This is a genomic window from Mannheimia indoligenes (assembly GCF_036880405.1).
GTDB lineage: Bacteria > Pseudomonadota > Gammaproteobacteria > Enterobacterales > Pasteurellaceae > Mannheimia > Mannheimia indoligenes.
In genome coordinates, this window is the sequence record NZ_JBAJJM010000023.1 from 38,850 (window position 1) to 57,978 (window position 19,129).

General features: G+C 41.2%; 19 protein-coding genes. 8 read left to right on the top strand and 11 right to left on the bottom strand.

Annotated elements, in window-relative coordinates:
• The first annotated feature begins 27 nt into the window (after nucleotides 1-27).
• Nucleotides 28-687, top strand: a complete 660-nt coding sequence (locus V6W77_RS10665) for an NAD(P)-dependent oxidoreductase (protein WP_334254614.1) — start codon at nucleotides 28-30, stop codon at nucleotides 685-687.
• 48 nt (nucleotides 688-735) lie between these two features.
• Here the strand turns inward: V6W77_RS10665 and V6W77_RS10670 are convergent, their stop codons facing one another.
• The 3 genes from V6W77_RS10670 to V6W77_RS10680 are packed head-to-tail and all read right to left on the bottom strand — an operon-like array spanning nucleotide 736 to nucleotide 3,388.
• Nucleotides 736-1,536 carry an ABC transporter ATP-binding protein gene (locus tag V6W77_RS10670; RefSeq protein WP_334254615.1) on the bottom strand — a complete coding sequence of 267 codons (801 nt, stop codon included), beginning with the start codon at nucleotides 1,534-1,536 and terminating at the stop codon, nucleotides 736-738.
• A complete protein-coding gene (locus V6W77_RS10675) occupies nucleotides 1,536-2,522 on the bottom strand; it encodes a FecCD family ABC transporter permease (protein WP_334254616.1) in 987 nt (328 codons plus the stop codon). The genes V6W77_RS10670 and V6W77_RS10675 overlap by 1 nt, the downstream gene beginning before the upstream one ends.
• An 11-nt stretch (nucleotides 2,523-2,533) precedes the next feature.
• Nucleotides 2,534-3,388 carry a heme/hemin ABC transporter substrate-binding protein gene (locus V6W77_RS10680; protein WP_334254617.1) on the bottom strand — a complete coding sequence of 285 codons (855 nt, stop codon included), beginning with the start codon at nucleotides 3,386-3,388 and terminating at the stop codon, nucleotides 2,534-2,536.
• Nucleotides 3,389-3,512: 124 nt separating this feature from the next.
• Here V6W77_RS10680 and V6W77_RS10685 point away from each other — a divergent pair, with 124 nt between their 5' ends.
• The 6 genes from V6W77_RS10685 to trpS all read left to right on the top strand — a co-directional run bounded on the left by V6W77_RS10685 (nucleotide 3,513) and on the right by trpS (nucleotide 10,258).
• A complete protein-coding gene (locus V6W77_RS10685) occupies nucleotides 3,513-5,672 on the top strand; it encodes a TonB-dependent hemoglobin/transferrin/lactoferrin family receptor (RefSeq protein WP_334254618.1) in 2,160 nt (719 codons plus the stop codon).
• Nucleotides 5,673-6,198: 526 nt separating this feature from the next.
• A complete protein-coding gene (gene rppH / locus V6W77_RS10690; protein WP_025235176.1) occupies nucleotides 6,199-6,843 on the top strand; it encodes an RNA pyrophosphohydrolase in 645 nt (214 codons plus the stop codon).
• Between the two features lie 2 nt (nucleotides 6,844-6,845).
• Complete coding sequence (locus V6W77_RS10695; RefSeq protein WP_334232208.1) at nucleotides 6,846-7,634, top strand: sulfite exporter TauE/SafE family protein; 789 nt, start codon at nucleotides 6,846-6,848, stop codon at nucleotides 7,632-7,634.
• 7 nt (nucleotides 7,635-7,641) lie between these two features.
• Nucleotides 7,642-8,439 (top strand): prolipoprotein diacylglyceryl transferase, encoded by a 798-nt coding sequence (gene lgt, locus V6W77_RS10700; protein WP_334254619.1) that lies wholly within the window; start codon nucleotides 7,642-7,644, stop codon nucleotides 8,437-8,439.
• 67 nt (nucleotides 8,440-8,506) lie between these two features.
• Nucleotides 8,507-9,172 carry a phosphoglycolate phosphatase gene (locus V6W77_RS10705; RefSeq protein WP_334233609.1) on the top strand — a complete coding sequence of 222 codons (666 nt, stop codon included), beginning with the start codon at nucleotides 8,507-8,509 and terminating at the stop codon, nucleotides 9,170-9,172.
• A gap of 54 nt (nucleotides 9,173-9,226) precedes the next feature.
• Entirely contained in the window at nucleotides 9,227-10,258 is a 1,032-nt protein-coding gene (gene trpS, locus V6W77_RS10710; RefSeq protein WP_025235172.1) for a tryptophan--tRNA ligase, read from the top strand.
• A gap of 62 nt (nucleotides 10,259-10,320) precedes the next feature.
• Here the strand turns inward: trpS and V6W77_RS10715 are convergent, their stop codons facing one another.
• From V6W77_RS10715 to V6W77_RS10740, 6 genes are all read right to left on the bottom strand, one after another.
• Complete coding sequence (locus V6W77_RS10715) at nucleotides 10,321-10,872, bottom strand: Crp/Fnr family transcriptional regulator (protein WP_334254620.1); 552 nt, start codon at nucleotides 10,870-10,872, stop codon at nucleotides 10,321-10,323.
• Nucleotides 10,873-10,933: 61 nt separating this feature from the next.
• Entirely contained in the window at nucleotides 10,934-12,307 is a 1,374-nt protein-coding gene (locus tag V6W77_RS10720; RefSeq protein WP_334254621.1) for a sulfatase family protein, read from the bottom strand.
• A gap of 1 nt (nucleotide 12,308) precedes the next feature.
• Entirely contained in the window at nucleotides 12,309-13,811 is a 1,503-nt protein-coding gene (locus V6W77_RS10725) for a tripartite tricarboxylate transporter permease (protein WP_334254622.1), read from the bottom strand.
• A 14-nt stretch (nucleotides 13,812-13,825) separates the two neighbouring features.
• Nucleotides 13,826-14,281: a tripartite tricarboxylate transporter TctB family protein gene (locus V6W77_RS10730; RefSeq protein ID WP_283386498.1), complete on the bottom strand. Its 456-nt coding sequence runs from the start codon at nucleotides 14,279-14,281 to the stop codon at nucleotides 13,826-13,828.
• A gap of 53 nt (nucleotides 14,282-14,334) precedes the next feature.
• Nucleotides 14,335-15,300, bottom strand: a complete 966-nt coding sequence (locus V6W77_RS10735) for a tripartite tricarboxylate transporter substrate binding protein (protein WP_334232221.1) — start codon at nucleotides 15,298-15,300, stop codon at nucleotides 14,335-14,337.
• A 120-nt stretch (nucleotides 15,301-15,420) separates the two neighbouring features.
• Nucleotides 15,421-16,518 carry an anaerobic sulfatase maturase gene (locus V6W77_RS10740; protein WP_334254623.1) on the bottom strand — a complete coding sequence of 366 codons (1,098 nt, stop codon included), beginning with the start codon at nucleotides 16,516-16,518 and terminating at the stop codon, nucleotides 15,421-15,423.
• Nucleotides 16,519-16,647: 129 nt separating this feature from the next.
• Between V6W77_RS10740 and V6W77_RS10745 the strand changes: the two genes are divergently transcribed.
• Nucleotides 16,648-17,463, top strand: a complete 816-nt coding sequence (locus V6W77_RS10745; RefSeq protein ID WP_334254624.1) for a sulfite exporter TauE/SafE family protein — start codon at nucleotides 16,648-16,650, stop codon at nucleotides 17,461-17,463.
• A gap of 100 nt (nucleotides 17,464-17,563) precedes the next feature.
• Here the strand turns inward: V6W77_RS10745 and V6W77_RS10750 are convergent, their stop codons facing one another.
• Nucleotides 17,564-18,319 (bottom strand): M48 family metallopeptidase, encoded by a 756-nt coding sequence (locus V6W77_RS10750; protein ID WP_334233605.1) that lies wholly within the window; start codon nucleotides 18,317-18,319, stop codon nucleotides 17,564-17,566.
• Between the two features lie 54 nt (nucleotides 18,320-18,373).
• On the bottom strand, nucleotides 18,374-18,901 hold the full coding sequence (gene ppa / locus V6W77_RS10755) for an inorganic diphosphatase (RefSeq protein ID WP_025235170.1): 528 nt from the start codon (nucleotides 18,899-18,901) through the stop codon (nucleotides 18,374-18,376).
• Nucleotides 18,902-19,129 lie beyond the last annotated feature (228 nt).

The window sequence follows — 19,129 nt, forward strand, 5'->3', positions numbered from 1 at the left end:
AAACCTCTCTCAAATTAGGAGCAAAAAATGAAAAAAATCGCAGTCATTGGTGCAACCGGTTATGTGGGTTCAGCGGTAGTGAAAGAGCTGGCGGAGCGTGGTCATCAAGTGGTGGCATTTGCCCGTAACGTGGAAAAGGTAGTGAAGGCCGACAACGTACAAGCGGTCGCTTTTGACGTAGAAAATGCAAATTTTGCCGAACAGTTAAAGGGCGTGGATGCGGTGGTGAGTGCGTTCAATCCGGGCTGGACAAACCCGAATATCGGGGCGGATTTCACCCGTGGTTCAAAGGCGATTGTTGAAAGTGCCAAAACTGCCGAAGTGCCGTATTTATTGGTGGTTGGCGGTGCTGGGAGTTTATACGTTGCCCCGAATTTACAAGTGATCGACACACCTGATTTCCCGAAAGCGATTTTTGACGGCGCAAATGCGGCTCGCCATTTATTGAACGACCTGCGTGATCGCCGTGATGTGAACTGGGCGTTTATCTCCCCACCAGCCAGTTTAGGAGCTGATGGCGGATTTAGCGAAGAACGCTTAGGTTCGTACCGTTTAGGTAGCGAAGAATTGCTAATGAATGGTGATATTCCAGCTGGCATTTCAGTTGCTGATTTAGCCATTGCGATTGCTGACGATGTAGAACAACAAGCACATCTGTTTAAACGCTTTACTGTAGCTGCAAAATAAAATTCTCCATCTCATTTAAGGCTGCTTTGGCAGCCTTATATGTCATTACTAACTTAATCTAGGGCAAAGATAGTATTGGTTAGTATTTACGCAGTAACGACACCCCATTTTCATTTCATACAAACTATCTAATAAGGCATTTTCGGCTACTTCTGCTGCGGTATATTTGCCAAATTTCTCCCCGTTTTTTAACATCAGAATATAATCAGATTGATTGATTGCTAATGCTGGGTCGTGGAGAATAGCGATAATCGTTAAACCTTGCTGTTTTAGCTTTTGTAGCAGAGCAAAAAGTTGATATTGATGATGAATATCTAAATGGTTGGTGGGTTCATCAAGTAAAAGCCACTTTCCACTCAAATCAGCATTCGGCTCAGGAACGAGTTGAGCCAATACCCTTGCAATCTGGGCTCTATGTTGCTCTCCGCCAGAGAGCTGAATACTGCTTCTTGCTCGCAAGTCAGTTAAAGACATAACCTCTATTGCCCAAGCGGTTATTTTTTCATTAAATTTTGCAAATTCACTATGGCGATACGGCTCTCGCCCTAACCTCACGAGTTCTTCTACATTAAGTGGGAAAGCTATTTGGCTTTGCTGGCTCAGCATTGCACGTTTTTGTGCTAATAAAGCACCACTTAAATGTTGTAGACTGTTATTTTGATAAAAAACCGCCCTGTTAGAGCTTGCATTACAACCACTTAAGGCTTTCAGTAAGGTTGTTTTTCCTGCTCCATTTGGACCAATTATGGTAGTAAATTTGCCTTGTTTAAAAGAGACATCTTGAATATGCAACAACCGTTTTTGTTGATAGTAAACCGTTAAATCTTGGCAAGTTAATAAGTTTGTCATTATAGATTTTTCCCACTTTTCCATACCATTACTGCAAGGAATGGTGCACCGCATAAGGCAGTAAAAATACCAATAGGAATTTCTGCCGGTGCAGCTATTGTTCTTGCCAGAGTATCTGCAATCATTAATAAAATAGCACCACCAATTAAGCTGTTTACTAACAAATAGCGATGATTACTTCCCCCGATTAATCGCATTAAATGCGGAATAACCAGCCCAACAAAGCCGATAGCTCCAACACAGGCAACGCTCGCTCCTGTTAGTAATGCTACATAAAAGACAAGGCGGCGTTTTACTTTCGCAATCTCAAAACCAATATATTGGGCATCTTCTTCGCCTAATGTTAGGGCATTTAATGCTCTATGCTCTCGCCAAATTAGAGGGTTACAAATAACGACAATAACTGCCATCATCGCTACCATCTGCCAATTCATTCCTGCTAAAGATCCCATACTCCAAAATGTTAAAGAGCGAAGTTGGTTGTCATCGGCAATATAAATCAGTATGCCTGTCAAAGCTCCTGTAAATGCTGCTAATGCAATACCAATCAATAACATAATCGCAATGTGTAATTGCCCATTCCGCTGAGAGAGCAGATAAAGCATAAAAGTAACCAGCCAACCGCCTAAAAAAGCGGCTACGGGTAAGGCATAAAGAGTGATAGATTGAGGCATTAGCGGCTGAATAATGACAATATATAAAGCAGCAGCGAGTGCTGCACCAGACGACACACCAATAATACCGGGATCAACTAATGGATTTCGGAATAGGCCTTGCATCGTCGCACCGCTTATGGCAAGAGCAGCCCCTATTAATAATGCTCCAAGTAAACGAGGCAGCCGAATTTGCCACAAAATATAAGCAGCACTTTCACAGTCGGAAGAACTGCAATACCAAGCAGATAGAGGCAACGAGGTTGCCCCTAGATGGCTACAAATAATGAGACTGATAATAAGCGTGAAAATAAAGATTAAATGTAGTTTCAAAGCTGATCCCATTATTTTAAACAAGGTTGAATAGCACTTAAAATTTGATGAGCATAATGAGCGGTGTGAGGCCCAAAGCCTAACGCATCTAAAATGTTAATGGTAAAAATACACCCTTTTTTGCCCGCTTGTGTATTGAGCAACTGTTCATATTGAGTATGTGTTTGTGGTAATTTTGCAATAGTTGCGGCTTCCTTTGCTTGATTGCGAGAAGCAAGCAGAATAATATCTGCTTTACTGGCTGCTAAGGCTTCTCTTGATAATGGTTTATTCCCTTGTGCATCAAAGCTATTATTCAGTTTTAATAAGCTCAAAAAATGTTCGCCAGCACTATCCTTTCCTAAACCAAATACACCTTGTGTTGGGGTATCGATTAATACTAACGCATTTATATCTGCTGAATGTTGGTTACGCAGAGCAATCAATTTTTGCTCATCTGCCAAAATTTTTTCTGTTAATAATTTTGCCTCTGTCTCTGCTCCAATCGTTTTAGCGATTTGAGCAATATCATCACGAATGCCTTCTAAACTTTGTTTATTTTCTAAGTGAAGCAATGCAATACCACTCGCTTTTATTTGATCAATCACGGCTTGAGGGCCTGCATCAGGTGCAAGAATAATTAAATCAGGTTTTAATGAAAGAATACCTTCCGCAGAAAGCTGGCGACGATAACCGATTTTAGGTTTTTTCTCCATCTCTGCTTCGGGTTTAATCGAGGTGGTATCAACACCCACTAAATTATCCCCTCTACCTAATTCCGCTACAATTTCAGAAGCATAACCTGCCGTAGAAACAATTTTTTCAGCCGCTTGTGCATTGATCAAAGCCAAAGTCATTGTAATTAATGACAAAAGAAAAGATTTCATTTTCATAACTCCATTGATTTTTATTTTTTACTAAATGATAATAATTCTTGTTTTGCTTTTCAACAAAAATGATATGATATTAACACTTTTATAACATTTAAAATCACTTAAGGAGCTATCAAATATGCATATCAAGCGAACCACATTAGCGATAGTTATTACTACTGCTATTTCCCAACTTTCACTTGCTCAAGAAACGGCCGTAAACTCTGTTGAACTAGAGACAATTGAAGTCAATGAGCAACATAAAAATCTGCTCAAACAGCAAGTTATAAATAGCAATCAAGATTTAGTACGTTATAGCACTGATATGGGTGTTCCCCAAACAGGTCGCTTTGGTTCGCAAGGCTTTAATATTCGCGGTGTTGAAGGCAATCAAGTGGCAGTAACTGTTGATGGTGTTTCGCAAGCAGCTTCACATAACTATGCTACATTTAGTCGCTATAGTTATTACAACAAATCTCGCCCTGAAATTGATACTGAATTAATGGGTAATGTGTCTATTGAAAAAGGCTCAAGCACATCAGCAGGTAACGGTGCATTAGGAGGAGCGGTCAATTACACCACTAAAACAGTTGATGATATTTTAATGAAAGATCGTAAAGCTGGCGGAATGCTAAAGTATGGCTATAACGGTCAAAATAAAGAGCATATTAAAACGGCAGCTATAGCTTCAGACGGACAATATGCAGATGCACTTTTTGTCTATAGCCACCGTCAGGGTAATGAAGTGCAAACCACCTCAAATGGGCCTAATATTATGGGAACCGGGCGTGGATTACCAAATCCTTACAAAAATAACCAATACAGTTACTTAGCCAAAATGGGTCTAAAATGGAATGATGAAAATCGCCTTGAACTGAAAGCCTTAAAACAACGCCGTAAAATGGTCGGTCAGGAACTTTCCTACTCAGAAACAACATTGCGTGATTTCACTGATGTGCAAGAAATAGACATCTATGGTGTTACCTATTTATATACGCCAAAAGCAACTATTTTTGAGAATATTAAGTTCTCTGTAACTAAACAAGACACCGAAATTTCGGGTAGAAATGATCAAATTAATACAACAAGAGGCGTAAAAACAGATAATACCAAGCGTGCCTTTCATACCAACACGGTTGAAGGCAGGTTAGCAAGCACCTTCAAGCCAGCCCATCTAGGGAGTACAGAACATAGATTTTCAACTGAATTAGGCTATGGAGTATCTGATTTCCGTTTTGATATGAAAACCTATACAGCAGGTATTACGCCAACCGATCAAAATATGCAGTCGCCAGCAAAAACAAAAAACTTCCATATTTTATTAGGAGATTCAATCCTGTTAAATCAGCGATTATCAAGCCATATTAATGCAAGATATGAAAGAACAGCTTTAAGTTCTGATGATAATCAAGTTTCAAATAAGCAGTTTAATAATTGGGCTGGCGATATTGGTTTAAATTATCAACTCTCCCCTGTATGGCAACTTGGCTATAAGATCAGTCGTGGCTTTAGAACACCAGCTGCAAGTGAAATGTTCTTTAACCGTGAGGTTCAAGGGCGTGGTATGAGCCAAATTTTCCTAGCAAATACCAACTTGAAACCAGAAACCAGCTTAGGTAATCAAATTTCACTGGTAGGTAATGGTTCATTAGGCAATTTGAGCGTAACGGCTTACCACACCCATTATAGAAATCTGATTGATCTTGCAACTGTTGGGAGAAATATTTACCAATCGCAAAATGTCCACCGAGCCAAAATCAAAGGTGTTGATATTAACGGAACTTTAGACTTAAACGCTGCGTGGAATGCGATCCCACAAGGCTTTGAGCTGAATGGCGGAATTGGCTATGCTAAAGGGAAACGTGATGATGGCTCTGATTTACTGACTGTTCAACCCCTAAAAGCCTTATTTGGTATAGGTTATCGAGCTTCAAACAATGACTGGGCAGTTCACCTAAACGGCACATATACACAAGGTAAAAAGGCTAAAGATGCAAAACAATATGCGATTTTAGCCAATACTGGTTATTTAAGCTACGATAGCTCGCTGACTACTTACCCATACTTAAGTAATTCTGCAACCGTATTTGATTTGGTTGCACACAAAAAATTTGGGGAAAGAGCAATTGTTAAAGTAGGCGTTTATAACCTCTTTAATAAAAAATATTGGACTTGGGATAACCTAAGAACTATTGGTGTTACGAGCCCAGGAGTTGCAAATAGCATAACAGGTGAGGGGTTAAATCGTTATCTCGCCCCTGAACGTTATGCGATGGCTTCAGTAGAATTTAAATTTTAACAATTAAAGGGGCTTTGCCCCTTTTTAGGCTATTTTGTCTAATTCATCATATAGAACAAAAAACAACCAATAAAATCCCTGCCTATTCACAGCCCTATGAAATAAAGATAACTATTTGATTTTAGTTTATATTTTCAAAATATCGAATAGTTTTTTTAAGTTATTCACGCCTATTTTGAAAAACTATCACATCTTTATCCACAAATGGTGGGGATAACTCAATACGCTTTAGCAAGTAAAAATTTCTCGGTTTACTCATTTTAAAATTTAACCTTATTTTGATGAGAAAAAAATCAACAACTTGATCTTTATCCAGATCATTGCTTAAGAAAAAGATCGTATTTTCAGATCTGATTAACTACTTTATTTTACAACGTTCAGCATAGTTATCCTCAGCTTATACCCTTGAAATTCAATAGTTATCCACAAAGTTATTCACAAGCGGTCGGATTTAATGGATTTTTTGCAAATCAACTCAAAGTATGAAACAATTCTCTTATTCTAAATTTATTCATTAGGTGGTCGAGTGATCGATTTCGATGGCTACCGCCCAAATGTTGGAATCGTAATCTGTAACAAGCACGGACAAGTTCTGTGGGCAAAACGGTTTGGTCAAAACTCTTGGCAATTTCCGCAAGGCGGCATTAACGAGGGGGAAAACATTGAAACAGCAATGTACCGTGAGCTTTATGAAGAAGTCGGCTTAACAAAGAAAGATGTGCGATTGCTTTGGGCGTCTAAATATTGGCTGAAATATAAACTGCCAAAACGCTTGGTACGCAATGAAGGATCTGGTCCTGTGTGTATTGGGCAGAAACAGCGTTGGTTTTTATTGCAACTTATTAGTGATGAAAGTCTAATTAATCTAAAAACGACGAAAAATCCGGAATTTGACGGCTGGCGATGGGTAAGCTTTTGGTATCCTGTTCGTCAGGTCGTTTCTTTTAAACGAGATGTTTATCGTAAAGCAATGAAAGAATTTGCACAGGTTCTGCAAAATAATATGCAAAAAAATGCTGAAGATAGACCGCTTGAGAAATCTCGTACCGAGCGTGATGAAAAATTTTCTCACGCGACTAGAAAATCCTTTCAGGACTCCGCCAAACCTTATAAACAGGAAAATCGCAAGCCGTATCGGGGTTGGCATCAACATAACCAAAAAGGAAAATAATAATGACTATTTTGTTAAGCTGTCTATTTTTAGGGGTATTTGTTGGCTTTTTAGCAGGATTATTCGGTATTGGGGGCGGTTTAATCATCGTCCCGAGCTTGGTTTTTTTACTACCAATGGCAGGCGTGCCGCCTGAATATATAATGTCCACCGCATTAGGCACGTCGTTCTCAACCATTATTATTACTGCATTTTCGTCTGCTCAACGCCATCATAAGTTGGGAAATGTTGATGTACAAACCAGCAAATCTTTTATTCCAGCACTAATGATCTCAGTATTTTTATCGGGCTTGGTAGTAAGTAGGCTCGATCCGCAAATAATGTCTAAAATCTTCGCCGTAATGGTGTTATATCTTGCCGGAAAAATGCTTTTTACTTTGAAAAAAGCTCCCAAAAATAAACCCCTTACCTTAAAAACTACACTTGTGGGTGGCAGTGTGATTGGAGCATTATCCAGTATGGCTGGTATCGCAGGCGGTGCATTTATTGTACCGTTTTTAAGCGATCGTGGCTTAGATATTAAACGAGCTATCGGCACATCTTCATTTTGTGGTGCATTTTTAGGCTTATCCGGCACAATCAGCTTTATTCTAAGCGGTTGGGGCTTAGAAGGAATGCCTGATTACTCTTTAGGTTATGTTTACTTACCTGCACTCATAGGCATTACCTCTACTTCGTTTTTTACCTCAAAAATGGGAGCAAGTGCCGCCAATGCGTTACCGGTTCCGATGCTAAAAAAAGCCTTTGCAATGTTGCTTGTGGCTATCGCCATTAATATGTTTTTAAAATAAGGAAGCTATGAACGAACAATTTATTCAATTTCCACAAATCAGCCCTATCGTCTTTGAAATTGGTCCGATTGCCTTGCGTTGGTATGGCTTAATGTATTTAGCCGGCTTCGCTTTTGCTTACTGGTTAGGAATGAGAAGAGCCAAAAATTCTAACGGCGTGTGGACAACCGAACAAGTCGATAGCTTAATATACACCGGCTTTTGGGGCGTCGTATTAGGCGGACGTATTGGCGATGTGTTCTTCTACAATTTCGACCGTTTTTTACAAGATCCACTCTACCTTTTCCGTATTTGGGAAGGGGGAATGTCGTTCCACGGTGGCTTAATTGGTGTGATTGTGGCGATGATTTGGGTTTCCCACCGCCAAAAACGCAGTTTCTGGCAAACGGCTGATTTTATCGCACCGCTCGTACCATTCGGACTAGGAATGGGGCGTATCGGCAATTTCATTAATGATGAACTTTGGGGGCGTGTAACCGATGTACCTTGGGCGGTATTATTCCCAAGTGGAGGCTATCTACCCCGCCACCCATCACAGCTCTACGAAGCCTTTTTAGAAGGTGTGGTGCTACTCTTTATCCTCAACTGGTTCATCAAAAAACCTCGTCCGATAGGTTCTGTTGCAGGCTTATTTTTAATTGGCTACGGCACGTTCCGCTTTATTGTGGAATACTTCCGAGAAATCGACCCTAACGTAAATACTACTGCTGATTTAATCACGCGCGGGCAATTGCTCTCTTTACCGATGATTATTGGCGGAATCTTGATTATGGCGTGGGCGTATAAAATAAACAAAGTGAAATAATGACAAGCGGTCGAAAATGGCAAAAAATTTGCATAAAACGACCGCTTGTGTTTTTTAAGGAGATACAATGAAAAAATACAAAGTAATTGGTTTTGACTTAGACGGAACGCTAATTAACACCCTTCCCGACCTCACTCTAGTCGCAAATGCAATGTTTTTAGAAGCTGGTCTGCCAACGGTTACACAAGAAAAAGTGCTAACCTGGATTGGAAAAGGCGGAGATATGTTCTTCCAAAATGCCATTGCTCATACCGGTAAAATCTTCCAAGCGGAAGAACTCGTCAAAATGCGAATGAGCTTTGACAAATACTATGCCACCTATGTGTGCGAAGAAAGCACGCTCTTCCCGGATGTAAAAGAAACCTTAGAAGCACTCAAAGCGAAAGGCTACCCACTCGTAGTCATCACCAACAAACCAACTAAATTAGTTGAGCCGGTGCTGTCTGCATTCGGTATTTATCATCTCTTTGATGAAACCTTGGGTGGACAATCCCTCCCTAAAATCAAACCTCATCCGGATCCAATGTTCTTTATTTGCGAAAAATTTGGCATTACACCACAAGAATTTCTTTTTGTTGGCGACTCTGAAAATGATGTCATTGCGGCGAAAGCAGCAGGCTGTGATGTAATTGGTTTGACTTATGGCTATAACTATAATATTCCAATTGAGCAATCAGAGCCGACTTTTGTAACATCCGAATTTAAAGACGTGCTGAAAATTGTAGGCGAATAAGGCGACAAGCGGTATAATTTCCACAATTTTTTGCAATTAAAACGAGAAAATAAAATGACCAAACCTATTGTATTTAGTGGCGTGCAGCCCTCTGGTGAATTGACGATTGGCAACTACTTAGGGGCGTTACGCAACTGGGTAAAAATGCAAGATGATTATGACTGTGTGTATTGTATTGTCGATCAACACGCTATTACCGTGCGTCAAGATCCGGAAGCACTACGCAAATCTACGTTAGATGTATTAGCTCTTTATTTAGCTTGTGGTATCGATCCGAATAAAAGCACGATCTTCATTCAATCTCACGTTCCGGAACACGCACAGCTGGCGTGGATCTTAAACTGCTACACCTATTTTGGCGAAATGAGCCGAATGACTCAATTTAAAGACAAATCAGCTCGCTATGAAGAAAATGTGAACGTGGGCTTATTTACTTACCCTGTATTAATGGCAGCGGATATTTTGCTCTACCAAGCCAACCAAGTTCCGGTAGGCGATGACCAAAAACAGCACTTAGAAATCACCCGTGATATTGCTAACCGTTTCAATGCGTTATACGGCAAAAAAGATGCGGAAGGCAATGTGATTGAGCCGGTTTTTGCCGTGCCGGAAGTCTTTATTGCGAAATCAGGGGCGAGAGTGATGTCTCTCCTTGAGCCGACTAAAAAGATGTCAAAATCAGACGATAACCGTAATAATGTGATTGGTTTGTTGGAAGATCCGAAAGCAGTAGCGAAAAAAATCAAACGTGCAATGACCGACGGCGATGAGCCACCTGTAGTACGTTATGACGTGCAAAATAAAGCGGGCGTATCTAACTTATTGGATATTCTCTCTGCGATTACCGGCAAAACTATCGCTGAATTAGAAGCCGAATTTGAAGGTAAAATGTACGGACACCTCAAAACCGAAGTGGCAGATAAAGTGTCTGAACTTTTAACTAACCTACAAGAACGCTACCACCACTACCGCCAAGACGAAGCCTTGCTTGAAAAAATCTACCGTGAAGGTGCAGACAAAGCCCGAGCGAGAGCTAAAGCGACTTTAGATAAGGTCTACGAATTAGTCGGCTTTGTGCGTTACTAATTAAGTAAAAACCAAAAATGCTCTTGAATTATCAAGAGCATTTTTTATGGCTAATCAGCATATTATTTCTTCAACAAACGGCTAATTCTAATCGCTGTTTCAGTTTCACAACCCGAGAATTCCGCAATCTCACGATATGTCCAATGGTAGTTCGGGTAATTTTCGGTTAAATAAGAAATGCTACTGCTCACCCGCTCTTGCGTACGCTGATAAGAGGCTTGTGAAAGACGATGTTCAGCATCTTGCAACTCACCAGCAAGTTGTCGAATTAAATAAGTGGTCAGCTTAGGATTTTGCGTAAAAAAAGAGGAGAGTTGTGATGGCTTAATCCGCACCACTTCTGCCGGTTGCAGGACTTTAGCCGTACAGTGATAAAAATGATCACCAAAAAATGTCCGGAAACCAAAATATTCCTGATCTTGATAAATCCGCACCAGGCTTTCTTTACCATTGTCCAGCATATGATATAGCCCGATTAATCCTTTTTTTAAATAGTAAAACTCTTGGGCTTGGCTACCTTGGGAATAGACAGTTACGCCTTTTTCCAAATAATTTAAAGAACTTAGCTGGCAGTCTCTCAACATTTCCGGAGTGGGGAAATCTATTGCATCCATTACAAATCCTTAATATTTATTCCTAAAATTATATTACCGTAATGGATGCGATACTGCCAAACTAAATTTGTGTTCCGGCAGGGAAAATTTGCGGTCGTTGCTCTTTGGCAATTTCCATATGGTCGCCCAACTTCTCACGCAATTTGATACGGGCTTGTTCGTAAGCCGGATCTTTCACTAAGTTGTTCAGCTCAAACGGGTCTTTTTCGAGATCGTAGAGGAAATCTTCCACATAAACCTCGCTGCCTGCCGCTTCGCCACCGCCTAAATGAGGGGCAACGACGGCATAGAGATATTTTTCGGTGCGAATTGCACGTCCGACACGGCTTTCGCTGATTTGAGTGAAGACTTCATTGCGACGGTTCGGATCTTTTTTCTCCACTACATTGTAGAGGTCTTCGCCGATCATTTTATCGCCTACATCAATGCCTGCCATTGCCAAGAAAGTTTTTGGCAAGCTAGCGGTGCTAACTAGCTCTTTAATACGTTTGCCGCCCACATATTTTCCGCCCGAAATGACGAGTGGAACGTGGCAAGATGAAGAGTGGCAGGAGCGTTTGTAGTCGTCATAACCGTTTAAGTTTTCATCTTTGTTACGAGTCATAAAGTGTGAGCCGTGGTCGGAGGCGAATACGATAATGGTGTTATCGTAAATGCCTTTCTCTTTGAGTTTGTCGATAATTCTCGCCAAATTATCATCCAAGCTGCGGCAACAACCGAGATAGTCCGGATACATTTCATCCGCATTACCTTTCAAGACCGCCAAGTCGTGTGGTAATTGATAATTCTGGAAACGGGTTTTCGAACCAATCGGGCCTTCGTAACAATTACGGTCGTTTTGGTGGTGTGGCTCGATATGTGAAATGGTCATAAAGAACGGCTTGTCGCCTCTATAGCCGTCAAGGTATTCCAACGCATAGTCGGTAATGCAATCCACACGGTAGCCTTTGAACTCGCACTTATTCATATTTTCATCGAACACAAAGCCGTCATAGCCGTGAGAGGTAAATTCCAGCACGTCTGCGGCACGCCAGAAACCTTCGTAGCCGCCACGGCGTTCCGGTGGAATGGCGGTAACGGTGTAGTCAATAGTCGGTTCTTCTTCCAACTCGCCGTCACTGGCTAAATGCCATTTGCCGATATAGGCGGTGTCATAATCGTTTTCGGTGAAGTAGTTGGCGATAGTTTTCACCCCTTCCGGCAATGCTACGTTATTGCGGAAACAGCCGGTTTCTGTCGGATAAAGTCCGGTTTGGAAAATCGAACGGCACGGGCCGCACACCGGTTGGGAAGAGAACGCCTCTTCAAACAATACGCCTTCTTCGGCAAGTTTATCTAAGGTTGGCGTAATGTTTAGCGGTTGTCCGTAGGCACCGATCGTGTCCCAACGTTGTTGGTCGGTAAAGTAAAAGAGTATATTTGGTCTTGCTGTCATATTAAACCCTCTGAGCTTTAGATTTTTTATAATTGGTGTAAATAATGCTGATGATCACGCCGAGTATCAGAACACATAGTACTAATGAAATCGGACGTTCGATGAAAATGCTCCAATCGCCGTCAGAAATCATCAGTGAACGGCGTAAATTTTTCTCGGTTAATGCTCCTAGTACCAAGCCGAGCAAGGTCGGTACGGCAGAGAAACCAAATTTATCCATCACATAAGCAATCGCCGCAAAGCTAATTGCCGCACCGACATCAAACATATTCTCTTTTAACGAATACGCACCAGCGAAACAGAAAATTGCGATGATTGGAATCAACACGACTTGCGGAATTTTGACCACTTTCACAAATAATTTAAGCAAATACTTGCCTTGAATCAGCATAAAGATATTCACGAAAATTAAGCCGATCATAATTGCATAGACCGCTGTGCCGTGTGTGGTGAACAGGTTCGGGCCCGGTGTTAAGCCATTCACCATTAACGCCCCGAGCATCAATGCCACTGCCGCATCGCCCGGGATCCCTAAGGTCAATAACGGAATGAGAGCCGTGCCGGTAATTGCATTATTTGCCGATTCCGCTGCTGCAATCCCTTCAACCGAGCCGTTACCAAACTCTTCCGGTTTTTTCGAGGCTTTGCGGGAGAAGTCATAGCTTAAAAAGGAGGCAATCGAAGCACCGGTGCCGGGAATAATCCCAATCAAAATCCCAGAAAGTGACCCAATGCTGATCGGTTTTGGTAAACGCCACCATTCGGATTTGCTCAACGTGCCTTTATCCAAGCTGATTGCAGAGGAATTTGCATTATTTTCGCTTTTTTTGACCGCTTGTCCTTTGTGGATAATCTCAATTAGAGCAAATAAACCGATCAGCACCACGACTAAATCAAATCCGCTATATAAATTCAGATTATCAAAGGTAAATCGCATCGTATCGCCGCTCATCAGGTCGATACCGATAAACGAGAGGAACAAACCTAAACAGCCGGAAATAATCCCTTTTAACAGGCTGTCGCCACTTACACCGGCAATAATGGTTAAACCAAAGGCACAAATTAAGAAATACTCAGGCGACCCCATTTTCATCGCAATTTTTGCCACTTCGGGTGCTAAGAAAAGCAGCACTAAGGCACTGACTATACCACCGGCAAAAGAGGCGTAAAGGGCAACATTCAACGCTTTTTGTGCTTGTCCACGCAGGGCGAGTGGGTGTCCGTCCATCATTGTGGCGGCGGCGTGCGGTGTTCCCGGTGTTTTAATTAAAATCGCCGAAATTGAACCGCCGTAGCTGCCTGCACAATAGATTCCCAACAGGAACATAAATGAGTGAATGGCATTTAATGAATAGGTAATCGGCAGGAATAGCACCAAACAGAGCATCACGGTTAAACCCGGAATTGAGCCAAACACAATCCCGAGAAATAACCCCAAATTCATATAGAGGAAACTTTCAAGATTAAAAAATTCATAAAATCCTGAAATCATTAAATCAAACATCGGTTACTCCTTGTTTAAGGTAATGAGATATGGAGTAAATTTTGGAAAAAGAGCGACAGTAAAACCGAAAATATCGCCACGGTGGCGTAATACTTCCAATTTTTGCAGCGGAAAAATGCCAGTAATAAAAAGGCAAAGAGAATGGAGGAAACCATAAATGGCAACCAATGCAATAAGCCCCAATAAATCACAAGCGACAATAAAATAAAGGCAGAGTGCATCTCTTCAACAAAGCGGATTTCAACCGTTTTTGTCGGCTGTTTGCGTACCCATTTGATCAGCTCTTTGATCAATAAAATCAGGCTACATACTGCCATTAAGCCAATAATCAGACGGGGAAAGGTTTGTGCGGTAATGATCTCTTCGTCATCAGCAATCACAATTTGTGACGGCATTAACCACCACAAAACAAGGGAAAGTATCAGAAAAATCAAGGAGCCGACTAAATCTTGTCTAAGCGTAATTTTCATCGTGATTTCCTTAGGTAAAAAGAGGGCAAACAGATATTTGCCCTCCAAAATGATTATTTCACTAATTTAGAGTATTTTTCAGCTTTTGCCATAGTTGAATCAATGTACTCTTTCACGGCTTTACCGTCCCGAATATCTAAGCGGATACCGATATTTTTTGCGGTTTGTTGTAATTTCGGATTTTCTAAAATCGCTTTGAGTGCATTGTAGTTTTTATCCACGATTGCTTGGTCGGTTCCAGCACGGATAAACACCGCACAGACGTTGGTCATCCAAGTATCAAAACCGTGATCCACTACACTGTCTAAGTTATAGACTTCGTCCTGTAATTTCTTCTCATCGAAGGCAACAACCGGTTTTACATCGCCGTTTTTCACAAATTCACGGGCAAGTGAAGCGTGGGTAGTTGCGAAAGTCACTTCACCGGATACTACTGCGGTTAATGCCTCATTCGCACCTTCATAAGGGATCAGTTTAAATTTACCGCCCATTTCGGTAATCAATGCCGCAGTTTGCAGAGCCTCAGAAGAGTTTGTACCGTTTACACCGACTTTAATTAATTTGCCTTTGGCAATGTAGTCTTTCAGCGTTTCCATACTATCAACTTTAGTTTTCGGGTTTGCCAAAAGCACAAAAGTGGAAGAGTAAATGTTAATCACCGGCACGAAATCATCAAATTTATATGCCACGTTCATTGTGAGAGGGGCAATCGCAAAGCTACCTTCACCGCCTAAAATCAATTTGTGGGTGTTTGGTTTTTCTTTCACATACTCGGTTAAAGCAATTGCACCGCCAGAACCCAGAATGTTATCCGCTAATAGCGGCTGACCATACTGCTCTTTGCCGTATTCCGACATTGCACGGTTAATTTGGTCGGCAAGACCGCCCACCGCCCACGGGGTAATAATGGTGACCGGTGCCGTTGGCCATTCAGTGTTTGCCACCGATTGATTGGCGACCGCAAAAAGTCCAACTGTACAGGCTAAAGCCGTTTTAATACGTTGTTTCCAAGTTTTCATCATCAACTCCTAATATGTGTGATTAAGTCATCCATAGAATATAAACAAATCATATCAGTCTGTATGACAATGATCATATTTTTGATGTGACATAGTTCACAAATTTAACATTTTGTTTGGCTAAACGGCTCTCCGCTGGCGGATTTGGCTCGCCAACTGCTTTAAATAGGGAGCCATATAGGAAAGAGCGGAATAATACGCCTCGCAAAGTTGATTGTGTGGTTCGCCAAAACCTTGCACCGTGCGATGTTTTGGGCAGCCGCCATTGCAGGCAAAGCGAAATTCGCAACACTGGCAACGGGAAGAAACATTTGCCTTGCTCAACCCAAATTTCTGCTGTTTGTCGGAATAGGTGAGATCTAACAGCGGTGTTTCAATCAAATTACCGAGCTTATATTGCGGATAAACATAGTGATCACAGCTATAAATATCGCCGTTCTGCTCAATAATCATCTGATCGCCACAGGTTTTACGGAAAATACACAAACTCGGCTGATAGCCCAAAAACGCCATCATCCACTGCTCAATAAACTGCACGCCGATTTTGCCGATGTCGTGCGGATACCACTGCTTGAAAATCTCAATCATCATCTGCCCATAATCTTTTGCGGAGGCTTGCTGTGAATAATCGCCCATCAACGGAATAAACTGCATATAGGTCGAACCGATGGATTTCAAATAGCGGTAAATTTCCGCCCCGTGTTGCACATTTTCCTTATGCACCACCGTCAGTGTATTAAATTGCACCTGATGTTTTTTAAGTAGCTCTAATGCCTCGAACACTTGTTGGAACGACCCTTTCTGACTTTTTGTGAGCCGATAGGCATCGTGCATCTCCTGCGTGCCGTCAATCGAAAGCCCCACCAAAAAATGGTTTTCTCTTAAAAATTCACACCACTCATCATTCAATAAAATGCCGTTGGTCTGCAAGGCGTTATAAATTTGCTTGCCATTTGCATATTTTTGCTGAAATTCGACCGCTTGTCGGTAAAAATCCAGCCCTGCCAACGTTGGCTCGCCGCCTTGCCATAAAAAAGTCACCTCTTTTTGCGGACTCTTAGCCAGATAATCCTGAATATATTTTTCCAAAATCGTCTCATCCATTCGGCGTTGGTTTAAATGCGGTTTTTCTAAATAGAAACAGTATTTGCAGTCTAAATTACAAATTGAACCCGCCGGCTTTGCCATTATTTGAAACGCATTAAAAATAGGTTGCATACATCACTCCGTACCAAACGACTCAATCATAATCAAAATTATTTTAAGGGGATATGACAATCATCATAACCTAAGGCAAATCAGAAGTCGCACAATAGACTCAAATAAAAGTTTAGACGAGGAAAAAGAATGGCACTCAGTGTAATTTTTATTCTGATTGTATGTGGTTTGTTGGTCAATGTGATGTCAGCCCTATTCGGTATTGGCGGCGGCATATTGATGGTACCGATTTTGCGAACCCTATTTCCCGAACTACCCTTTCAGGTCATTGCTGCCTGTTCGCTCACGATTGTGATGGGCAGTGCCTGTCTTAATTTGATCCGCTTTCGCCAAGAAAAAGAGCAAATTGATAAATCTAACTTGCTTTTTTGGTCCATCAGTATGATTGCAGGGGTACAAATCGGCTTTGAGCTGAGTTTTTTACTTTCTGATCTTGCCATTACTACCGTCTTTTCCGGCACCTTAGCCTTGCTTGCCGTTCGCATGCTATTTCAAAAACGGCGAAATACCGATTATCAGCAGACTAAAAGCCTGAAAGATCTCAGTTATGGTATGGCAAGTTGTGGCTTTGGTGGATTTATCGCCGGCATTACCGGCATTGGTGGTGGCTCGATTATGGCACCATTAGTCGCCCAAATTCGCAGCGTTCACCCAAAACAAATTGCGATTTATACCAACTATATGATGGTTTTTGGCGGTATCGGCAATCTTTTCGGCTACCTTTCCCGAGATCTAGACAAAACGCTCTATCCCTTACCCGGCGGACAAGTTGGTTATGTCAATTTTTCGATTGTGGGGATTGTGATCATCAGCTCTTTTTGCACAAGTTTTATGACACAAAGACTTCGCAGTCACTTAAGTGCAGAGATGATTAATCGCGCCCTTGGCACTCTCTTATTTTTCATTGCAATCTATTATTTCACATTAAATTATTGGTATATCTAATGAGTCACTGATTAGCTTTGAACAAAAAACAAAAATGCTCTTGAATTATCAAGAGCATTTTTTGCAAAAAATTAGTAAAAATCAACCGCTTGTCGTCATCTTATTTACGTGCGTTATAAACTTTCATTGCTTCCGGTACAAGACGAGCTAAGTTAGCTTGGCGATCTGCATTTGACGGGTGGGTTGAAAAAATCGATAAACCTGAATCTCCGTTTGCTTTACTCATTTTAATCCATACATTTGGTGCCGCTGATGGGTTATAGCCTGATTCAGCCATCAACATTAAACCAACTTCATCTGCTTCATTTTCTTGGCTGCGAGAGAATGGCTTAGTAGCAATCAAATCAACACCGGTACTTAATAAACCTTCGGTGCTTATACCTGTTGAAGCTGTTACTGCAATATCTGCAATCGTGCCTACAATGCCACTAATCATCGTTACTGTACGATCCGATTTTCCGTGTTCTTTTAAGGCGTGAGCCATCTCGTGTCCCATCACTACCGCAATTTCATCATTAGATAAATCAAGTCTTTCCACTAAACCGGTATAGAATGCCATTTTACCGCCCGGCATTGCCCACGCATTGAGTTCATCCGATTTTAAAACCGTGATTTCCCAATGGAAAGGCGTACCTGTTGCATTTGACTTTTCTGCGTAAGGCTTCATCTTATGAAATACCGCGTGAACACGTTTTGCGGTAGAAGATGTAGTATCAATCGCATTTTGCTGATGAGCTTGTGATTTTACTTGAGCATAACTGTGAGCCGCCTCTTGGTTAATACTTTCCGTTGTAGCACAAGAGACCATTGCAGTGGCTAAAAAAACTGAAAGACCTAATTTTTTAATAAAATTCATATCGATTTCCCACAAAAAATGCCAAACAAATCTGCTTGGCATTCAGATCAAAAATTATTTTTTAGCACGCTCAAAAGATTCTAAGATTTCTTGGCGGGCTTCATTTACATCACCCCAACCTTCAACTTTTACCCATTTGCCTGCTTCTAATGCTTTATAGCTTTCGAAGAAGTGCTGGATTTGTGCTTTTAATAATGCTGGTAAATCACCTACATCTTTAATGTGGTCGTACTCTTTGCTTAATTTCGTATGCGGAACTGCAACTACTTTTGCATCACCACCTGCTTCATCGGTCATTTTTAATACACCAACCGGACGGCAGCGAATTACTGAACCTGGTTGTAATGGGTATGGTGTTGGTACTAATACATCAACCGGGTCTCCGTCTGATGATAATGTATGGTTTACATAACCGTAGTTTGCCGGGTAGAACATTGCGGTTGCCATAAAGCGATCCACAAATAATGCACCTGTCTCTTTGTCCACTTCATATTTGATTGGATCTGAATTTGCAGGGATTTCAATAACAACATAAATATCATCTGGTAACTCTTTACCAGCTGGAACTAATTCTAAGCCCATTTTGATTTCCTTCTAAAATTGATGGTTAAATAAACGGCGTGATTATAGCTTATTTTCATAAAAAGATAAAAGCCCGTTTGTATTTTGTATCAAACTGTTTAATTTTCCGTAAAATTGCTTATAAACCACACACTCAACATTTTTTAGAGAAAAAAAACTTGCCAAACTTTCAAAAATCCGTATGATATGCCCTCGTTACGCAAGATTATGGGTCATTAGCTCAGTCGG